Source organism: Brevundimonas sp. SL130 (assembly GCF_026625805.1).
Taxonomy (GTDB): Bacteria; Pseudomonadota; Alphaproteobacteria; order Caulobacterales; family Caulobacteraceae; genus Brevundimonas.
The window spans coordinates 2663191-2677592 of the sequence record NZ_CP113064.1 but is presented as its reverse complement, the minus strand read 5'-3'; the positions used below and the strand labels follow the sequence as shown (position 1 = coordinate 2677592).

The window sequence follows — 14402 nt, the reverse complement described above, 5'->3', positions numbered from 1 at the left end:
GCCATGCTTCAGAACCTCGAAACCCTCGCCCGTGAGGCCAAGTCCTGGCCGTTCGAACAAGCTCGCAATCTGCTGGCCCATGTTCTGAAAAAGCGGCTGGGCGAAAGCGAGCGAGCCGAGGCGCGGGCGCTGATCGATGCGGGCAAGGCCGACGAGGCCCTGGCGAAGTTCGAGGCCCTGCGCCGGCCGGTGGTGCTGGAGACCGGTTATGGCCCATCGGGTCTGCCGCACATGGGCACCTTCGGCGAGGTGGCGCGGACCACCATGGTGCGCAACGCCTTCCGGGCGCTGACCGGCGACCACTGGCGCACGCGACTGATCGCCTTCAGCGACGACATGGACGGGCTGAGAAAGGTGCCGGAAGGCGTGCCGAACCCGGAGATGCTGCGCGAGGACCTGAACCTGTCGCTGACGCGGGTGCGCGATCCGTTCGGCACGCACGACAGTTTCGGGGCGCACAATAATGCGCGGCTGAGGGTGTTTCTGGACGGGTTCGGCTTTGACTATGAGTTCATGAGCTCGACCGAGACCTACAAGTCCGGCGCATTCGACGCGACCCTGTTGACCCTGCTGGAGCGGTTCGACGCGGTCATGGCCATCATGCTGCCGACCCTGGGCGAAGAGCGGCGGGCGACCTATTCGCCCTTCCTGCCGGTCAGCCCGATCACGGGCCATGTGTTGCAGGTTCCGACGCTGGAGCGGAACGTCGAGACGGGGACCATCGTCTTCGACGACCCAGCCGGCGGACGCACCGAGCTGCCGGTCACGGGCGGCCATGTGAAGCTGCAGTGGAAGCCGGACTGGGCCATGCGCTGGGTCGCGCTGGACGTCGACTACGAGATGTCGGGCAAGGACCTGATCGAGAGCGTGCGCGAGAGCGGCAAGATCTGTCGCGCCCTGGGCGGCACGCCGCCGGAAGGGTTCAACTATGAACTGTTCCTGGATATCGAAGGCAAGAAGATCTCCAAGTCCAAGGGCAACGGCCTGACGATGGACGAATGGCTGCGCTACGGCACGCCGGAGAGTCTGAGCTGGTACATGTTCCAGTCGCCGAAGTCGGCCAAGAGCCTGCACTTCAACGTCATTCCCCGCGCCATCGACGACTATCTGGCCTTCATCGAGAGCTACAAGACCCAGGAGCCGGCCAAGCGGATCGACAATGCGGTCTGGTCGATCCATGCGGGTGAACCGCCGACCCATACCTCGCCGGTGTCGTTTGCGCTGCTGCTGAACCTGGTGGGGGTGGCCAACGCCTCGACCAAGGACCAGCTGTGGGCCTATTTCGCCAAATATCTGCCGGAGGCGACGCCGCAGAACGAGCCCCTGCTGGACCAGCTGATGGACCGGGCGCTGAACTATTACGAGGACTTCGTGAAGCCCTCGAAGTCGTACCGACTGCCGGACGACAAGGAGAAGGCGGCGCTGCTGGACTTGGCCGAACGGCTGAAGGCCCTGCCGGCCGACACTACGGACGGCGAGCTGATCCAGAACGAGGTCTATGCGGTGGGCAAGGCGCATGAGTTCGAGCCGCTGCGGGCCTGGTTCGGGGCGCTGTACGAGGTGCTGCTGGGCGCGTCGCAGGGGCCGCGCTTCGGTTCGTTCGCGGCCATCTACGGCCTGCCGCAGACCATAGACCTGATCGAGGCGGGGGCGCGCGGCGAACTGACGCAAGCTTGACGTCGGGTAATATTTCTTAACTGTAACGCGGTGGTATGTGGGCGTGGCCGGGGAGGCGACGTGCGGTACGAAATCGACGAGCAGGCGCGGATCTTGTGGATGGACCTCGTCTCAGGCGGCGCGGCGGATAGAATTCTGGCCGTGCTCCTGGGGTTGATCGCCGCACGTCCGGAGCTGTGCGGCTGGGACTGGATCGTCGAATGCGAGCCCTTGCCCGACGACGCCGGAACCCAGCATCTGGCCCAGCTGTCCGAGGCTTGGGGGCCACCGCCGGAGGTGGAGGCGTTCACGGTCTTCGTCACCCAGGATCGGCTGTTGCACCTGTGGGCCCGGGTGATGGACTTTCAGTTCGTGCGACGAAAGCACCTGGTCGAGCGCGACATAGAGGCCGCGCGCCGATTGATCGAACGCCGACGCGCGCTGCGGCCCCTAAGATGAACCGAAAATAACGGCGAAGCTCCGGGAGCCTTCAGGTTCGGCCCGGCATTGTCTCCTCATCGGCAAACCCGATGACAGGAGATACAGTGATGTCGAGCAAGTTTCTGAAGACGGGTCTGGCCACGGCTGCGGCTCTGGCCGCCCTGGTGACCGCCGCCCCTATGGCCGCCCAGGCCCAGGCCAATGGCGTGACCAACTGCGACGCCCCCGGCGGTCGCCAGCGCGCGGGCGCCCTGATCGGCGCCGTGGTCGGCGGCGTGGTCGGGTCGAACCTGGCGCGTAACGAGCGGACGGCCGGGACCGTGGTCGGCGCCGGCGCCGGCGCGGCGGCCGGTTCCTATATCGGCTGCAACCAGCAACGCACCCGCGCCGCGGCCCAGGCCAACGCCAATACCTATCGCGCCGGCGCGAACCTGCGCATCCGCAGCGGCCCCGGCACTGGCTTCCGTCAGGCGGGCAGCCTGTCGGCCGGCCAACAGTTCACGGCCGTCGCCTCGCAAGGCGACTGGATCCAGATCGCCGGCGGCGGTTGGGTCAACGCCAACTATGTGACCCGCTAAGGGTCGCTTTTCGAAAGACCGTTTCGGCGGCGGGGCCGTTCACGCCCCGTCCAGTTCCCGCCGCCGGGACAGTCGCAAGGCTCGCGGTTCGCCGTTGGAGCCTCTGGCCCCGTCCGGTTCGCCGGGCGGGGCCTTCTACTGGCTGACCCACAGGATGCGCGCTATCCATTCGATCTCGCGCCGGGGCACGACGCGGGACGGATAGTCGGGGTTGATGGAGGACAGGGTGGCGGCGCGGGCGGTGAGGGCCGTCAGCTCCTTGGCCACGACCTCGCCCGAGGTCAGGCGAGCCACGACCCGGTCGCCGCGCCTCACGGCGGGGTCGCCCCGGTCGACGATGACGCGGTCGCCCTCGCGGTACAGGGGCGCCATCGAATCCCCGCTGATCCTCAGGCTGAAGGTGGTGGGGGTGACCTGGGGCAGGTCGGTCTGGTCCCAGCCGTCGCCGGTCGGCAGGCCGGCATCGTCGAAGAAGCCGTCCAGACCCGCGCGGGCCAGGCCCAGCATCGGCACGCTCGACGCCGGCGCGTCGTCGGCCAGGGCCGCGAACTGGGCCAGGGAGACGCCTGTCGCCTGAAGGATCAGGGTCATGCTCTCGGTCGAGGGCCAGCGGGGGCGCGGCGGATCGCCGGCGCCGAACCGTTTCGACGGATTGAAACTGGTCGCATCCAGCCCCGCCCGCCGCGCCAACCCCGACGGCGACAACCCCTCGCGCCGCGCCAGGGCGTCCACGGCTTTCCACAGCTTGGCGTGCGACAGGGGCATGGGGATCCCGACAGTGAGTCGGCGGGAGTTTAGGGGAAGGCGTTAGGAATATCTACCTAGCTGTTCGTTGCTCATACTCGGCGGCGGCCTTGTGGTCTTGCCAAACCCAGAAGGTGCCGACGCCGATAAAGCCTATGATGAGATAGCCGATGAGGTTCATGACCGTGTAGAGTGACGTGATGGGCGCTGTCTTCATGGTCAAGATCATGATGTGGCCCATGACGGTGATCAGTTGCAGGCCTGTCACCCATACGGGCCAGGACTGGGGTGCGCGCCAAGCGAGGGCTGCGAAAAAGGCAAGAGAGAAGAGATCGATCACAAACATGCCGATTGGCATGCCTCGAAAATCATTGTCTTCTTGAACAAGTAGAGACGTGAACCAGGCGAGGATGAGATAACCGGCGCCGATCTTTTCGCGGCTCCCGCCCTTCAGGAAAGCAAACAGGACCATGGCGACCATAAAGATCGCGCCCGCGATCGCATAACCTACGTTCAACATGCAAATCGCCCCCGCGCTGTGTGCACGAGGGCGAACATGACGCAATTCCGGTTAAGCGGAAATGTCAGTTTGCTAGGCTTACCACGAATTCATCCAACCGAGCGGAGATGGTTTGTGGAACGCGCTTCCTTCGGGTCGAGCCAATCGTCGGGCTTGGCCACGGGGCCGATGGCGTAGGTTCCGAAGCCCATGCGGCGGTGGTCTTTTTGGAGCTCGGCGTGGCAGGCGACGATGGATTCGCGCGCGGCGGCAAGGGCGGCGATGGTTTCCATGGCCTTGGCTTGCGACGCCGTGGCGGCGACGGGCGAAAGCGAGAGGGCGGCGCGGGCGCCGATGAAGGATTGCACCAGAACGGTCGCCTGGGTGATGGCGGCGTCGATGGCGTGTTCAGTCGCGTGCAGATCACCAGCGACGCTGGCGATGACTTCAGTCCGTTCCATTAGAAAAGCCCCTCAAACTAAGGTTTACAATGGATGAATCTTAACACGGCTTAACCATATCCGATAGAGTCTTGTTAACCTTTTAAGCAAAAGCGTGGCGGCGTCCGGTGTTCGGCGATCCTTGTCTTGTAAAGCTTTGGCGGGTTGCGGCGGAGCGCTTGGAAATCCCTAGAGATTGTCCAGAAGAAAATGGGCGGTGAGGGAGGCGATGGGCTGGCTGCGGGCCTCCTGCCAGGCCTCGGCCTGGACGTGGGCGACGCGGCGGCCGGCGCGGCTGATGCTGGCGCGGGCGAAGACGTCGATCGGGCGGCCGGTGCGCAGATAGGCGACGGTGACATTGATCGGGCGCGGCAGGCGCGGGCTGGGGAAGGCCAGGGCGACCTGGGCCATGGCCGTCATCTCGAGCAGGGCCGCCGTCGAGCCGCCGTGCAGGGCCGGCAGCATGGGGTTGCCGATCAGCCGGTCGGCGAAGGGCAGGATGACGGTGATCTCGTCGCCGCTGACCAGGGTCTGAAGGTTCAGGAACCGGGCGTAGGGGATGCGGTCGAGAAGGTCGCTCATGCTGCAACCTCGTCTCGCGCGACGCGCGTGCGGTTCAGCACATAGGCGGACTGGGCGGCGGCGACCGGGTCCGACGGATCGACCTCGAAGGCCCAGGCGCGGACGAAGGCGATGGTCGGCGTCAGACGATAGCATTTCGCCTGGGCCAGCAGGTCCCTGCGCGGATGGGCGGCGCGCATATAGTCCACCCGCAAGTCCAGGGTGGCGACGGGCTGGAACTCGTCCATGGCCGTCCAGACCGCCAGGCCGCCGATATGGTCGAGCAGGGTGGTGACGAGGCCGCCGGCCAGGACGCCTGTGTCCGGATCTCCGACCAGGTCTTCGCGCCAGGGGACGCGGATACGGGGCTCGCCGTCGTGCAGCCCGTCGAAGCTGAAGCCCAGGGCCCCGGTGTGGGCCGCCCCCGCCGCGAGCTGGGGCAGGATGGTGTCGACGAAACTGTCGTGCATGCGAACGGACGTCCGTGAAGCCGATGATCGTCTCCTGTATGGAGGGGGGACCCGACAACGTCGAGAGCGTTACGGTCCCATGATCCGACCTGAAGATCTGCTGCACCCCACGCCCGCCGGCCTGTACTGCCCGCCGGGGGATTTCTACGTCGATCCGGTGCGGCCGGTGGATCGGGCGGTGATCACCCACGGCCATTCGGACCATGCGCGGGCGGGGCATGGCGCGGTCCTGGCCACGCGCCAGACCCTGGCCATCATGGCCGAACGATACGGCGTGGCGTTCGCCGGGCGGGAGCAGGCGGTCGAATACGGCGAGGCCTCTGCAATCAACGGCGTGGACCTGAGGCTGGTCCCGGCCGGCCATGTGTTGGGCTCGGCCCAGGTCGAGGTGAGGTGGAAGGGCCTGACCATGGTGGTGTCAGGCGACTACAAGCGCCGACGCGATCCGACCTGTCCGGCGTTCGAGCCCACGCCCTGTCACGTCTTCATTTCGGAGGCGACCTTCGGCCTGCCGGTGTTCCGCCATCCGCCGGCCGAGGAGGAGGTCGCGCGGCTGGTGCAGTCGCTGGGCCAGTTCCCGGAGCGGGCGCATCTGGTCGGCGCCTACGCCCTGGGCAAGGCGCAGCGGATCATCATGAGCCTGCGCGAGGCGGGGTGGGACCGGCCGATCTATGTCCACGGGGCGATGGAGCGGCTGAACGCCCTGTATGAACGCGAGGGGATCGCCCTGGGGCCGATCCTGCCGGCGCGGGGGCTGGGCAAGGGAGCCTTGGGCGGCGAGGTGGTGATCGCCCCGCCGTCGGCGATCCAGGACCGGTGGGCGCGCAGTTTCGCCGATCCGGTGACGGCCTTCGCCTCCGGCTGGATGGGTGTGCGGGCGCGGGCGCGTCAGAAGGGGGTGGAGCTGCCGCTGGTAATCTCGGACCACGCCGACTGGGGCGAGCTGATCACCACCTTCGAGGAGTTGAAGCCGGACGAAGTGTGGATCACCCATGGCCGCGAAGAGGGGCTGCTGCGCTGGGCCGAGTTGAACGGCCAGAGGGCGCGGGCGCTGCGCCTGGTCGGGTACGACGAGGAGGACGAAGAGACGCTGGAGGTCCAGCCGGACTGAAGGCGGGTCAGCCCGCCTTGCGCTTGAGTGCGGGCGCGGATTGGCGCCGTTCGGCCTGTTCGGGCTTGGTCAGGGCGGCGTTCATGGCCATGCGCAGACGTTCCGGCTTGATCGGCTTTTCGACCACGGCCGCCATGCCGACGGACAGATAGTGTCTGGCGTCTTCGGGATCGGCGTTGGCGGTCAGGGCGACGATGGGAATGCGGCTGACGGGACCGTCCAGGGCGCGGATGGCCTGGGTGGCCTGAACGCCGTCCATGCGCGGCATCTTGATGTCCATCAGGATCAGGTCGTAGCGGTTTTCCTGAACGGCCTGGAGCGCTTCGAGCCCGTCTTCGGCCAGTTCGGAGCTGCAGCCGAACATTTCACACAGGGCCTGGGCCACGACGCGGTTTGTGGCGTTGTCGTCGACGATCAGGATGTGCGGGGTCGATTGCAGGTTCAGTTCGGACAGGTCCGACACGTTCGAGGGCGTCTCGACGGCGGCGATGGCGCGTCGGGCGGTCAGGTCGAAGGCGAAGGTGGCGCCGCGGCCCTTGTTGTTCTCGGCCCAGATGCGGCCGCCCATCCGGTCGATCACCTGACGGCAGATGGACAGGCCCAGGCCCGCGCCGTCGCGGCCGGATCCATGGACGAAGGGTTCGAAGATGGAATCGACGCGGTCGGCGTCCACGCCGGGGCCGTCGTCGCGGACGCGGGCCTCCATGCAGACCTGATCCCCCTCGACCCAGGCCTTGAGTCCGGCCTCGACCAGACCGTTGCGGGCGAATTTCAGCGCATTGCCGATCAGGTTGTTGAACACCTGTTTCAGGCGCACGCCGTCGATGACGGCGGCCAATTCGGTGTCGCCTTCGTAGCCCACCATCAGGGTCACGCCGTCCTGGGAGGCGCGCGGCTCCCACAGGGACTGGACATCGTCCATGAGGGCGCGCAGCGGGGTGGGCGCAGGGCTGAGTTCCAGCTCGCCGGCCTCGGCCTTGGATAGGTCCACCGCGTCCTGGAGAATGCGCAGCAGGCTTTCGGAAGACTCGACGATGGTCTGGACGTGGGCCTGAGCCGCCGCGTTCAGAGGCTGGCGGCGCAGCAGTTCGGCGACGGCGAGCACGCCGTTCATCGGGGTGCGCAGTTCGTGGCTCATGATGGCCAGGAACTGGCTCTTGGCGCGGGCGGCGGCGAGGGCCTGGGCGCGGGTGTCGTCGAGGATGGCGGCCTGGTCGGCCATCTGGGCGTCGTGCGCACGCTGGCGGTCTGTGGCGACCTTGAGCAGGGTGGCGGCGGTGCCGACCCCATGATAGCGGCCGTTCTTGGTGACGATGAAGCCGCGCAGCAGGGCGGCGGGGCCGCCCTTCAGCATGATGTCGCAGAAGGCGTCCATCTGGACGTCGCCCTCGACCACGGCCGGCTCTGGGTCCATGGCGAAAGTGATGGGGCGACCGTCGTAAAGGGCGTGGCCGAAACGGCCGGCGATTTTTTGCAGGAAGGCTGTGCGTTCGACCAGGCCGACGGGGCGGTCGTTCTCGACGACAGGGATCACCAGAGTGTCGGGTTCGCGTTCGAACCGGGCCAAGACCTGGCAACCGAGGGTCGACGGGGCGACCGGTTGCGTCTGCTCTGAAAGGGTCGCGATAATCGGCATACTGCCTGGAACTCCTTACTCGACCCCCTTATGCACCGGTAGCGCTTGCGGATTAGTTAAGCCGGATCAAAAAGTTTCGGGCGTTACAAGCGGTGTCATAGGCGGATTTTGCGCCGAGGCCGGGTCTGGTGTAGAAGGCCGGCCCGACCCATCTGGGGTCCCCATCCCTTTGTGCATGCGCGCGGCCGTCCGGCCGACCGCAGATTCGTCATGAGCGTCATCCTGGAAAAGCCCGCCCAAATCGCCGCCAAGACCGCCCTGGTCCTGTTCTCGGGCGGGCAGGACAGCGCCACCTGTCTGGCCTGGGCGCTGGAGCGGTTCGACCGGGTCGAGACGGTCGGCTTCGACTATGGCCAGCGTCATCTGGTCGAGATGGAGGCGCGCCAGGCGGTGCGGGTCGGGATCAAGACGGCCCTGCCGCAATGGGCCGACCGGCTGGGCGATGATCATGTGGTGGACCTGACCGGATACGGCCGGATCGCCGAGAGCGCCCTGACCGCCGACCGCAAGATCGAGATGGACGCGCGCGGCCTGCCGACGACCTTCGTGCCGGGGCGCAACCTGATCTTCCTGGTGGCTGCGGCGGCCCTGGCGGACCGGCGCGGGTTGGAGGTGCTGGTCGGCGGCATGTGCGAGACCGACTATTCCGGCTATCCCGACTGTCGCCACGAGACGATGGAGGCCATGGCGCGGGCCCTGTCGCTGGGGCTGGACAAGCCGGTAGTGATCGACACTCCGCTGATGTGGCTGACCAAGGGCCAGACCTGGGCGCTGGCCGACCGGATCGGGGGCGAGGCCCTGGTCGAACTGATCATTGAGGACAGCCACACCTGTTATCTGGGGGACCGGACCCATCGGCACGCCTGGGGCTATGGCTGCGGCGAATGCCCGGCCTGCGAACTGCGCGCGGCGGGATATGAAGACTGGGTCGCGTCCCAAGGCGCCGCGACGTGACCTATTCGGCCAAGGAAGTCTTCCTGACGGTGCAGGGCGAGGGCGGACAGGCGGGCCGGCCGGCGGTCTTTCTGCGTTTCGCCGGCTGCAATCTGTGGAGCGGGCGCGAGCAGGATCGGGCGAGCGCCGTCTGCAGCTTCTGCGATACGGACTTCGTCGGCGTGAACGGTGACGGCGGCGGCAAGTTCGCCACGCCGGACCTGTTGGCCGATCATGTCGCGGCGATGTGGCGGGGGCGGGCGGGCGATCCGAAACTGGTGGTCTGCACCGGGGGCGAGCCCCTGTTGCAACTGGATACGGCCCTGGTCGCGGCCCTGCACGCGCGCGGTTTCGAGATCGCCATAGAGAGCAACGGCACCCTGGCGGCGCCGGACGGGATCGACTGGATCTGCGTCAGTCCCAAGGCGGACGCCGAGGTGATCCAGATCAAGGGCCAGGAGTTGAAGCTGGTCTATCCGCAGCCCAAGGCCCTGCCGGAGCGGTTCGAGCACCTGGAGTTCGAGCGGTTCTGGCTCCAGCCCATGGACGGCCCCGAACAGGCGGCGAACACCGCCGCCGCCATCGAATACTGCCTGACCCATCCCCAGTGGCGCCTGAGCGTCCAGACCCACAAGTACATCGGCGTCCGCTAATGCCCGTTTTTGAAATCACCAAACAGGCGACCTTCGACGCCGCCCACCACTTCCCCAACGAACCCGAGGGCAGCATCTATCGCCGCGTCCACGGCCATTCCTTCACGGTCGAAGCGACGATCCGCTCCGAGACCCTGGACGCCGAGCACAACTGGGTCGCGGACCTGGGCGCGCTGGACCGGGCGTTGAAGGCGGCGGCGGAACAACTGGACCACGGCATGTTGAACGAGCACGCGGGGCTGGAACTGCCCAGCCTGGAGAACCTGTGCCTGTGGTTCGTGAAGACGCTGCAGCCGGACTGGCCCGGCCTTTGCCGGGTGCAGGTGGCGCGGCCGACGATCAACGAGCGGTGCGTGTTGTCGCTGTAGGCGGAACGTCTCACGCATTGCTATTGAAGTCGTCATCCTAGGCCTTGTGCCTAGGATCCAGACCCCCGGTGGTCGAAGCTGAAACTCCTGCGGCGACGCCAGAGCCTATGGATCCTAGGCACAAGGCCTAGGATGACGGGGGATTAGACAACCACTCCACCAGCGCCGCGCTGACCGCCTCGGGCTGTTCCAGGGTCGAGGCGTGGCCGCAGTCGGGGATGATGACGAGGTCGGCGCCAGGGATGGCGTCGGCGATTTCCTTTGCGCGGTCCGGCGGGGTCAGCGGGTCGCGGTCGCCGACCAGGACGAGGGTCGGAACCCCGATGTGGGCGAGGTGGGGACGCGAGTCGATCCGCTTCGTAATCGCCGCTTCCTGGCGGATGAAACCGTCTGATCCGACATCGCGGCCCATGCGGATCTGGGTGTCGATCAGGTCCTGACGGCCGCGATGGTTGGGGTGAAGCAGGTTGGGCGTGACCTGGGCCAGGACCGCTTCCAGTTCGCCGTTCTGAACCCGTTCAATAAGCAGGCGTCGCGCCTCGATCTGTTCAGGGGTGTCTGCACGGGCCGAGGTATTGAGCAGGGCCAGTTTGATGACCCGTTCCGGCGCCTGGCGCAGGATCTCCATGGCGATATAGCCCCCCATCGAGATGCCTCCGAGCGCGAAACGGGCTGGGGCGTCGCGCAGGACGGCGGTCGCCATGGCGGCGATGCTGTCGCCCTCCAGCGTCGAGGCGACCGTGACGGGGCCGTGGGGCCACAGGGCGACGGTCTGGGAGGTGAACATTTCGGCCGTGCAGGCGAGGCCGGGGATCAGGACGGTCGGGGTCATGTGAGGGACCGTAGCACGAAACCTCTCCCGCCCGCGCAGGGGCCGAATGAGGTTGGGTCGGCTCAGTCGATCAGCAGGTCTTGCCTTGACGCTGCCGCTGTTCGCAGCGGCGTTGCTCGCGTTCGTGGTCGCGCTGTTCGCGTTCGCGGCGGGCGCGGGTTTCCTCGTCGGAGGTGGTGACGGCGTCGAAGCCGGCGCCGACGACCGCGCCGCCGGCCTTGGCCGTCCCGCCCACGACGGCGGCGGTGCCGCCGACCACGGCGCCGACGACGCAGCCCTGGAGCATCAGCGCGGCGCCCAGAAGGATCGGGAGGGCGGCGGCGCGCAGGGGGCGGCGGTCGGTCATCGGGGACTCTCTCGTGAGATGTCGAAGATACAGCCCAATGGTGAACGGGGCCTGACCGCCGCTGGGGTCACGCGCCCCGTTGCGGGAGCAGTTTGCGGCGTTGTCGCGCGATCGCCAGCGGGGTTCCGTCGGCGCCCCAGGCGGTCGCCTCGTCCACCGTCCAGCCCAGGCCCAGGTCCAGCATCCGGAACTCGAAGAAGGCCCAGCCCTCGGGCGCTGTTTCCGGCGTGGGGTCGATCAGGATGTCGATGCGCAGATCGACGGTGGTCATGGGGGCCGGGGTGGACGTGGCGGTCCAGGCCGGGGGGTAGAGGGCGTCCAGCAGATAGCAGAGCCCGACCTCGTCCAGCGGCCGGCGGTCGGCCATCCGCATCCAGGTGCGCTCGATCACCGGCTTGCCCGTATTGCCGCCCAGGATATTGGGGCCGCCGTCGAAACGGTATTCGACGTGTTGGGCGAAGTGGGGCGACATCGGGCCCTGGATGGTGGCGGCGGGGTTCAGACTGTCCAACGGGGGCGGCGGCAGATGAAGCGGGGTCAGGGGCGGGCTGTCGCCGTCCAGTCCGTAGGTGCCGGTGGCGTGGTGGGTCATGCGGCCTTCCTGCTCGGCCTCGACCGCCGCATAGACGACATTGCGACCGCCCTTCAGCAGGCGGGGGCGAAAGGCGACTTGTTGGCCGAACTTGGCCGCCGACAAATACTGGACCGACAAGGTGCGCAGCGGCGCGGTCAGGGACAGGCCCTGACGCATCGACTGGGCGCACAGGGCCGCCAGCAGGCCGCCGAACGGGAAGCCCCTCTCCGGCGCCAGGCCCGACGGGCCGTTGGAGAAATGACCCGGCACCGGCGCCGAAAGACCGCCGTCGTCCAGGGTGTGGAAGGCCAGGGCGGCGTCGAGGGAGATGGGAGTCGTCATATGGGCCATGGGCGCGATCCTGCGTCAGGCGAAGAAGAGGCGGAAGGCTAAAAGACAGCCTTCCGCCAGTCGGGAACAAGGTCGGCGAACCGGGAGGTCCGTCAGTCCGTTGCCAAACAAGACTGACTTAGCGGGTTCGGTTTGGCAACCCTCTTGCCAAGCGGCTGACGCGAGGTCACTTTTGTCGCATGGGACGCACCGCAGACTACAGCCGCCAAAGCTGCTCCATCGCCGCCACGCTGGAGGTGATCGGCGACCCGTGGACCCTGCTGGTCATCCGCGACGCCTTCAACGGGGTGCGCCGATTCGAGCAGTGGCAGGACAATCTGGGCGTGGCGCGCAACGTCCTGGCCGCGCGGCTGAAAAGCCTGGTCCAGCACGGGGTGCTGGAGCCGCGCCCCTATTCCGAGCGCCCGCCGCGCAACGAATATGTGCTGACGGCCAAGGGCAAGGATCTGTACGGGGTTCTGGTGACCCTGCACGGCTGGGGCGTCAAACACGTCTATGGCGAGACCGACTGCGGCATCGAAATGGTCCACTCGACCTGCGGCCAGACCCTGACGCCGCGCATCGCCTGCGGCTGCTGCAACGAAATCGTCAAGCCGAAGGAGATACTGCTGACTCGCGCGGAGAACCGGCCGACGGTGGGGGATGTGATGCCGAAGGACGAGGCGGCTTAATGAAGGAAGGTCAGTCCGGGTGGGATGAGGCCTTCGCAGAAGACCTTGTCGGCGCAGTCGTTCTGGTCGGTCTCACGCGCCGTACCTTCTTTGGTCATAAGCAGGAGCAGTTCCACGGCGTCGTGTTGGCCGCGAGCGCCAGCGATGGGATCACGCTTCGTCTTGAGGGAAAACGCAAAGGCGAAACCTACCAGTTGCCACCAGATCTTCGTGCGCTCCATCCCGCGTCGCCTGGGGAATACCGACTGAGGTCAACGGGCGAGGTGATCTCAAATCCCGACTATGTAACCAGTTGGACGGTCGATCCACCTAAGCAGTGACTTCAGACGACTAGAGCCGGCGAAGTTAGGGGGATAATGCAAAGGGCTAGGCGGCGTAGAAACGATCAATCCTAACGGGATCGGGATAGGCGACGGGCTGTCGATGTCGGGATCAGCGTCTCATCCTCCTCCTCCTCCTCCTCATCGGTCGCATATTCGAGGATATCGCCCGGCGCGCAGTCCAGATAGCGGCAGAGGGCGTCCAGGGTGTCGAACCTCAGCCCCCGCACCTTGCCCGATTTCAGCAGGGACAGATTGGTTTCCGAAATGCCGATGGCGCGCGCCAGGACATTGGAGCGCACCTTGCGTCGGGCCATGACCACGTCGAGACGCAGGATGATGGGCATCAGACAAACCTCGAAGCGTCGTCGTGGACCTCGGCGCCCAGCTGCATCACGCGGGCGATGACCAATAGGACCAGGCCCAGGCAGAGGGCCTTGGCGCTGTCGAGCCTGAGCCAGCCGTCATCGTCGAAGCCGCTGGCGCTGACCAGTATATGTCCCAGCGTCGGCGCCACGGCATAGGCCAGGAGCCAGAGGGCGATCCGGCCGATGCAGCGGGCGTTCTCCGCCGCAAGCACGATTCCCGCGTGGTAGAGGCCGAACAGCCGCCGCAACTCCCACAGAACGGCCAGGGCTGGACCGATCATCAAGGTGGCCGAACCCGCCAGGGCCAGCTTACGGGTGAAGGGCAGCACCCCGACCGTGGTCCAGCCGGAGGGCAGGGGCGGCACGTCGCGGCCCAGCATGATCTGCATCCCGCCCGGCCGGACCTGAAGTCTCGGCCCTTCATAGGCCAGAACGCCGACGACGGCCGTGGCCAGGATCACGGCGCCGATGACGAAGAGGGCGGCGAACAGCCATTCCAGCGGGCGGCTGAGACCTCGGATCCTCGTCAAGGAGGCGGCCTCGGTCGGAACCGGGGGCGGGAGTTCCACGATAGTGGCCATAACCACGGTCTCTTTGATTGACAGATATATTTTTATGTATTTCGATATGTGACGTTAAGCAAGCAGGGGAGACGCCGCATGGGATCGCCGAGGATTTCACGATGGATCGGGCTTGTCATGCCCGTCGTCCTGTTTGCGTCCGGCGGATGCGCCACCGTGGCGGCGGTACACCCTGTCGTCGCCTCCGAACTGGGCGCGCCCTCACGCGCCTCCGCCCTGGAAGCCAGCCTGTCCCAGCGTGGCGTCGTGACCTTCGAACGGGTTGTCTT

Annotated in this window: 20 protein-coding genes; 8 read left to right on the top strand and 12 right to left on the bottom strand. The window is 66.7% G+C overall.

The window, feature by feature from the left end; all coding sequences use genetic code 11:
• The first annotated feature begins 3 nt into the window (after positions 1-3).
• The 3 genes from OU998_RS13115 (at position 4) to OU998_RS13105 (ending at position 2675) form a co-directional block, all read left to right on the top strand.
• The gene (locus tag OU998_RS13115) at positions 4-1677 is read left to right on the top strand and encodes a lysine--tRNA ligase (RefSeq protein ID WP_267514055.1); all 1674 of its coding nucleotides are present in this window, start codon (positions 4-6) and stop codon (positions 1675-1677) included.
• Positions 1678-1737: 60 nt separating this feature from the next.
• Positions 1738-2115: a hypothetical protein gene (locus OU998_RS13110; RefSeq protein ID WP_267514054.1), complete on the top strand. Its 378-nt coding sequence runs from the start codon at positions 1738-1740 to the stop codon at positions 2113-2115.
• 89 nt (positions 2116-2204) lie between these two features.
• Positions 2205-2675 carry an SH3 domain-containing protein gene (locus tag OU998_RS13105; protein WP_267514052.1) on the top strand — a complete coding sequence of 157 codons (471 nt, stop codon included), beginning with the start codon at positions 2205-2207 and terminating at the stop codon, positions 2673-2675.
• Positions 2676-2810: 135 nt separating this feature from the next.
• On the opposite strand, the gene OU998_RS13100 is transcribed toward OU998_RS13105, so the two are convergent.
• The 5 genes from OU998_RS13100 to OU998_RS13080 all read right to left on the bottom strand — a co-directional run bounded on the left by OU998_RS13100 (position 2811) and on the right by OU998_RS13080 (position 5389).
• The gene (locus OU998_RS13100) at positions 2811-3440 is read right to left on the bottom strand and encodes a S24 family peptidase (protein WP_267514050.1); all 630 of its coding nucleotides are present in this window, start codon (positions 3438-3440) and stop codon (positions 2811-2813) included.
• A gap of 52 nt (positions 3441-3492) precedes the next feature.
• Positions 3493-3939 carry a hypothetical protein gene (locus OU998_RS13095; RefSeq protein WP_267514047.1) on the bottom strand — a complete coding sequence of 149 codons (447 nt, stop codon included), beginning with the start codon at positions 3937-3939 and terminating at the stop codon, positions 3493-3495.
• An 89-nt stretch (positions 3940-4028) separates the two neighbouring features.
• Entirely contained in the window at positions 4029-4379 is a 351-nt protein-coding gene (locus OU998_RS13090) for a hypothetical protein (RefSeq protein ID WP_267514045.1), read from the bottom strand.
• Positions 4380-4547: 168 nt separating this feature from the next.
• The gene (locus OU998_RS13085) at positions 4548-4940 is read right to left on the bottom strand and encodes a PaaI family thioesterase (RefSeq protein ID WP_267514044.1); all 393 of its coding nucleotides are present in this window, start codon (positions 4938-4940) and stop codon (positions 4548-4550) included.
• Positions 4937-5389, bottom strand: a complete 453-nt coding sequence (locus OU998_RS13080; RefSeq protein ID WP_267514043.1) for a PaaI family thioesterase — start codon at positions 5387-5389, stop codon at positions 4937-4939. The genes OU998_RS13085 and OU998_RS13080 overlap by 4 nt, the downstream gene beginning before the upstream one ends.
• A 79-nt stretch (positions 5390-5468) precedes the next feature.
• On the opposite strand from OU998_RS13080, the gene OU998_RS13075 reads away from it, so the two are divergent.
• On the top strand, positions 5469-6500 hold the full coding sequence (locus tag OU998_RS13075) for a ligase-associated DNA damage response exonuclease (RefSeq protein WP_267514042.1): 1032 nt from the start codon (positions 5469-5471) through the stop codon (positions 6498-6500).
• Between the two features lie 7 nt (positions 6501-6507).
• Here the strand turns inward: OU998_RS13075 and OU998_RS13070 are convergent, their stop codons facing one another.
• Entirely contained in the window at positions 6508-8136 is a 1629-nt protein-coding gene (locus OU998_RS13070) for a response regulator (protein WP_267514040.1), read from the bottom strand.
• Between the two features lie 210 nt (positions 8137-8346).
• Here OU998_RS13070 and queC point away from each other — a divergent pair, with 210 nt between their 5' ends.
• The 3 genes from queC to OU998_RS13055 are packed head-to-tail and all read left to right on the top strand — an operon-like array spanning position 8347 to position 10090.
• Positions 8347-9090, top strand: coding sequence for a 7-cyano-7-deazaguanine synthase QueC (queC, locus tag OU998_RS13065; RefSeq protein ID WP_267514039.1), 744 nt, complete (start codon positions 8347-8349; stop codon positions 9088-9090).
• A complete protein-coding gene (gene queE / locus OU998_RS13060) occupies positions 9087-9722 on the top strand; it encodes a 7-carboxy-7-deazaguanine synthase (protein WP_267514038.1) in 636 nt (211 codons plus the stop codon). The genes queC and queE overlap by 4 nt, the downstream gene beginning before the upstream one ends.
• Complete coding sequence (locus OU998_RS13055; protein WP_267514037.1) at positions 9722-10090, top strand: 6-pyruvoyl trahydropterin synthase family protein; 369 nt, start codon at positions 9722-9724, stop codon at positions 10088-10090. The genes queE and OU998_RS13055 overlap by 1 nt, the downstream gene beginning before the upstream one ends.
• A gap of 127 nt (positions 10091-10217) precedes the next feature.
• On the opposite strand, the gene OU998_RS13050 is transcribed toward OU998_RS13055, so the two are convergent.
• The 3 genes from OU998_RS13050 to OU998_RS13040 form a co-directional block, all read right to left on the bottom strand.
• Positions 10218-10922 (bottom strand): alpha/beta fold hydrolase, encoded by a 705-nt coding sequence (locus tag OU998_RS13050; RefSeq protein WP_267514036.1) that lies wholly within the window; start codon positions 10920-10922, stop codon positions 10218-10220.
• Positions 10923-10992: 70 nt separating this feature from the next.
• Complete coding sequence (locus OU998_RS13045; RefSeq protein ID WP_267514035.1) at positions 10993-11268, bottom strand: hypothetical protein; 276 nt, start codon at positions 11266-11268, stop codon at positions 10993-10995.
• 67 nt (positions 11269-11335) lie between these two features.
• Positions 11336-12193: an acyl-CoA thioesterase gene (locus tag OU998_RS13040; RefSeq protein ID WP_267514034.1), complete on the bottom strand. Its 858-nt coding sequence runs from the start codon at positions 12191-12193 to the stop codon at positions 11336-11338.
• A gap of 179 nt (positions 12194-12372) precedes the next feature.
• On the opposite strand from OU998_RS13040, the gene OU998_RS13035 reads away from it, so the two are divergent.
• Positions 12373-12864: a winged helix-turn-helix transcriptional regulator gene (locus tag OU998_RS13035; protein WP_267514033.1), complete on the top strand. Its 492-nt coding sequence runs from the start codon at positions 12373-12375 to the stop codon at positions 12862-12864.
• On the opposite strand, the gene OU998_RS13030 is transcribed toward OU998_RS13035, so the two are convergent.
• The 3 genes from OU998_RS13030 to OU998_RS13020 form a co-directional block, all read right to left on the bottom strand.
• Positions 12861-13085: a hypothetical protein gene (locus tag OU998_RS13030; protein WP_267514032.1), complete on the bottom strand. Its 225-nt coding sequence runs from the start codon at positions 13083-13085 to the stop codon at positions 12861-12863. The two genes, OU998_RS13035 and OU998_RS13030, sit on opposite strands and share 4 nt — an antisense overlap.
• Before the next feature lie 170 nt (positions 13086-13255).
• Positions 13256-13531 carry a helix-turn-helix domain-containing protein gene (locus OU998_RS13025; RefSeq protein ID WP_267514031.1) on the bottom strand — a complete coding sequence of 92 codons (276 nt, stop codon included), beginning with the start codon at positions 13529-13531 and terminating at the stop codon, positions 13256-13258.
• On the bottom strand, positions 13531-14133 hold the full coding sequence (locus tag OU998_RS13020) for a DUF2975 domain-containing protein (RefSeq protein WP_267514030.1): 603 nt from the start codon (positions 14131-14133) through the stop codon (positions 13531-13533). Before OU998_RS13020 ends, OU998_RS13025 begins: the two co-directional genes overlap by 1 nt.
• Positions 14134-14402: the final 269 nt, after the last annotated feature.

What these genes read in the sequence shown, in the direction of transcription:
- OU998_RS13115 (WP_267514055.1), top strand. Translation starts at nt 4, where the DNA reads ATGCTTCAGAACCTCGAAACCCTCGCCCGTGAGGCCAAGTCCTGGCCG.
- OU998_RS13105 (WP_267514052.1), top strand. Translation starts at nt 2,205, where the DNA reads ATGTCGAGCAAGTTTCTGAAGACGGGTCTGGCCACGGCTGCGGCTCTG.
- OU998_RS13100 (WP_267514050.1), bottom strand. Translation starts at nt 3,440, where the DNA reads ATGCCCCTGTCGCACGCCAAGCTGTGGAAAGCCGTGGACGCCCTGGCG.
- OU998_RS13095 (WP_267514047.1), bottom strand. Translation starts at nt 3,939, where the DNA reads ATGTTGAACGTAGGTTATGCGATCGCGGGCGCGATCTTTATGGTCGCC.
- OU998_RS13090 (WP_267514045.1), bottom strand. Translation starts at nt 4,379, where the DNA reads ATGGAACGGACTGAAGTCATCGCCAGCGTCGCTGGTGATCTGCACGCG.
- OU998_RS13085 (WP_267514044.1), bottom strand. Translation starts at nt 4,940, where the DNA reads ATGAGCGACCTTCTCGACCGCATCCCCTACGCCCGGTTCCTGAACCTT.
- OU998_RS13080 (WP_267514043.1), bottom strand. Translation starts at nt 5,389, where the DNA reads ATGCACGACAGTTTCGTCGACACCATCCTGCCCCAGCTCGCGGCGGGG.
- OU998_RS13075 (WP_267514042.1), top strand. Translation starts at nt 5,469, where the DNA reads ATGATCCGACCTGAAGATCTGCTGCACCCCACGCCCGCCGGCCTGTAC.
- OU998_RS13070 (WP_267514040.1), bottom strand. Translation starts at nt 8,136, where the DNA reads ATGCCGATTATCGCGACCCTTTCAGAGCAGACGCAACCGGTCGCCCCG.
- queC (WP_267514039.1), top strand. Translation starts at nt 8,347, where the DNA reads ATGAGCGTCATCCTGGAAAAGCCCGCCCAAATCGCCGCCAAGACCGCC.
- OU998_RS13055 (WP_267514037.1), top strand. Translation starts at nt 9,722, where the DNA reads ATGCCCGTTTTTGAAATCACCAAACAGGCGACCTTCGACGCCGCCCAC.
- OU998_RS13050 (WP_267514036.1), bottom strand. Translation starts at nt 10,922, where the DNA reads ATGACCCCGACCGTCCTGATCCCCGGCCTCGCCTGCACGGCCGAAATG.
- OU998_RS13045 (WP_267514035.1), bottom strand. Translation starts at nt 11,268, where the DNA reads ATGACCGACCGCCGCCCCCTGCGCGCCGCCGCCCTCCCGATCCTTCTG.
- OU998_RS13040 (WP_267514034.1), bottom strand. Translation starts at nt 12,193, where the DNA reads ATGGCCCATATGACGACTCCCATCTCCCTCGACGCCGCCCTGGCCTTC.
- OU998_RS13035 (WP_267514033.1), top strand. Translation starts at nt 12,373, where the DNA reads ATGGGACGCACCGCAGACTACAGCCGCCAAAGCTGCTCCATCGCCGCC.
- OU998_RS13030 (WP_267514032.1), bottom strand. Translation starts at nt 13,085, where the DNA reads ATGGAGCGCACGAAGATCTGGTGGCAACTGGTAGGTTTCGCCTTTGCG.
- OU998_RS13025 (WP_267514031.1), bottom strand. Translation starts at nt 13,531, where the DNA reads ATGCCCATCATCCTGCGTCTCGACGTGGTCATGGCCCGACGCAAGGTG.
- OU998_RS13020 (WP_267514030.1), bottom strand. Translation starts at nt 14,133, where the DNA reads ATGGCCACTATCGTGGAACTCCCGCCCCCGGTTCCGACCGAGGCCGCC.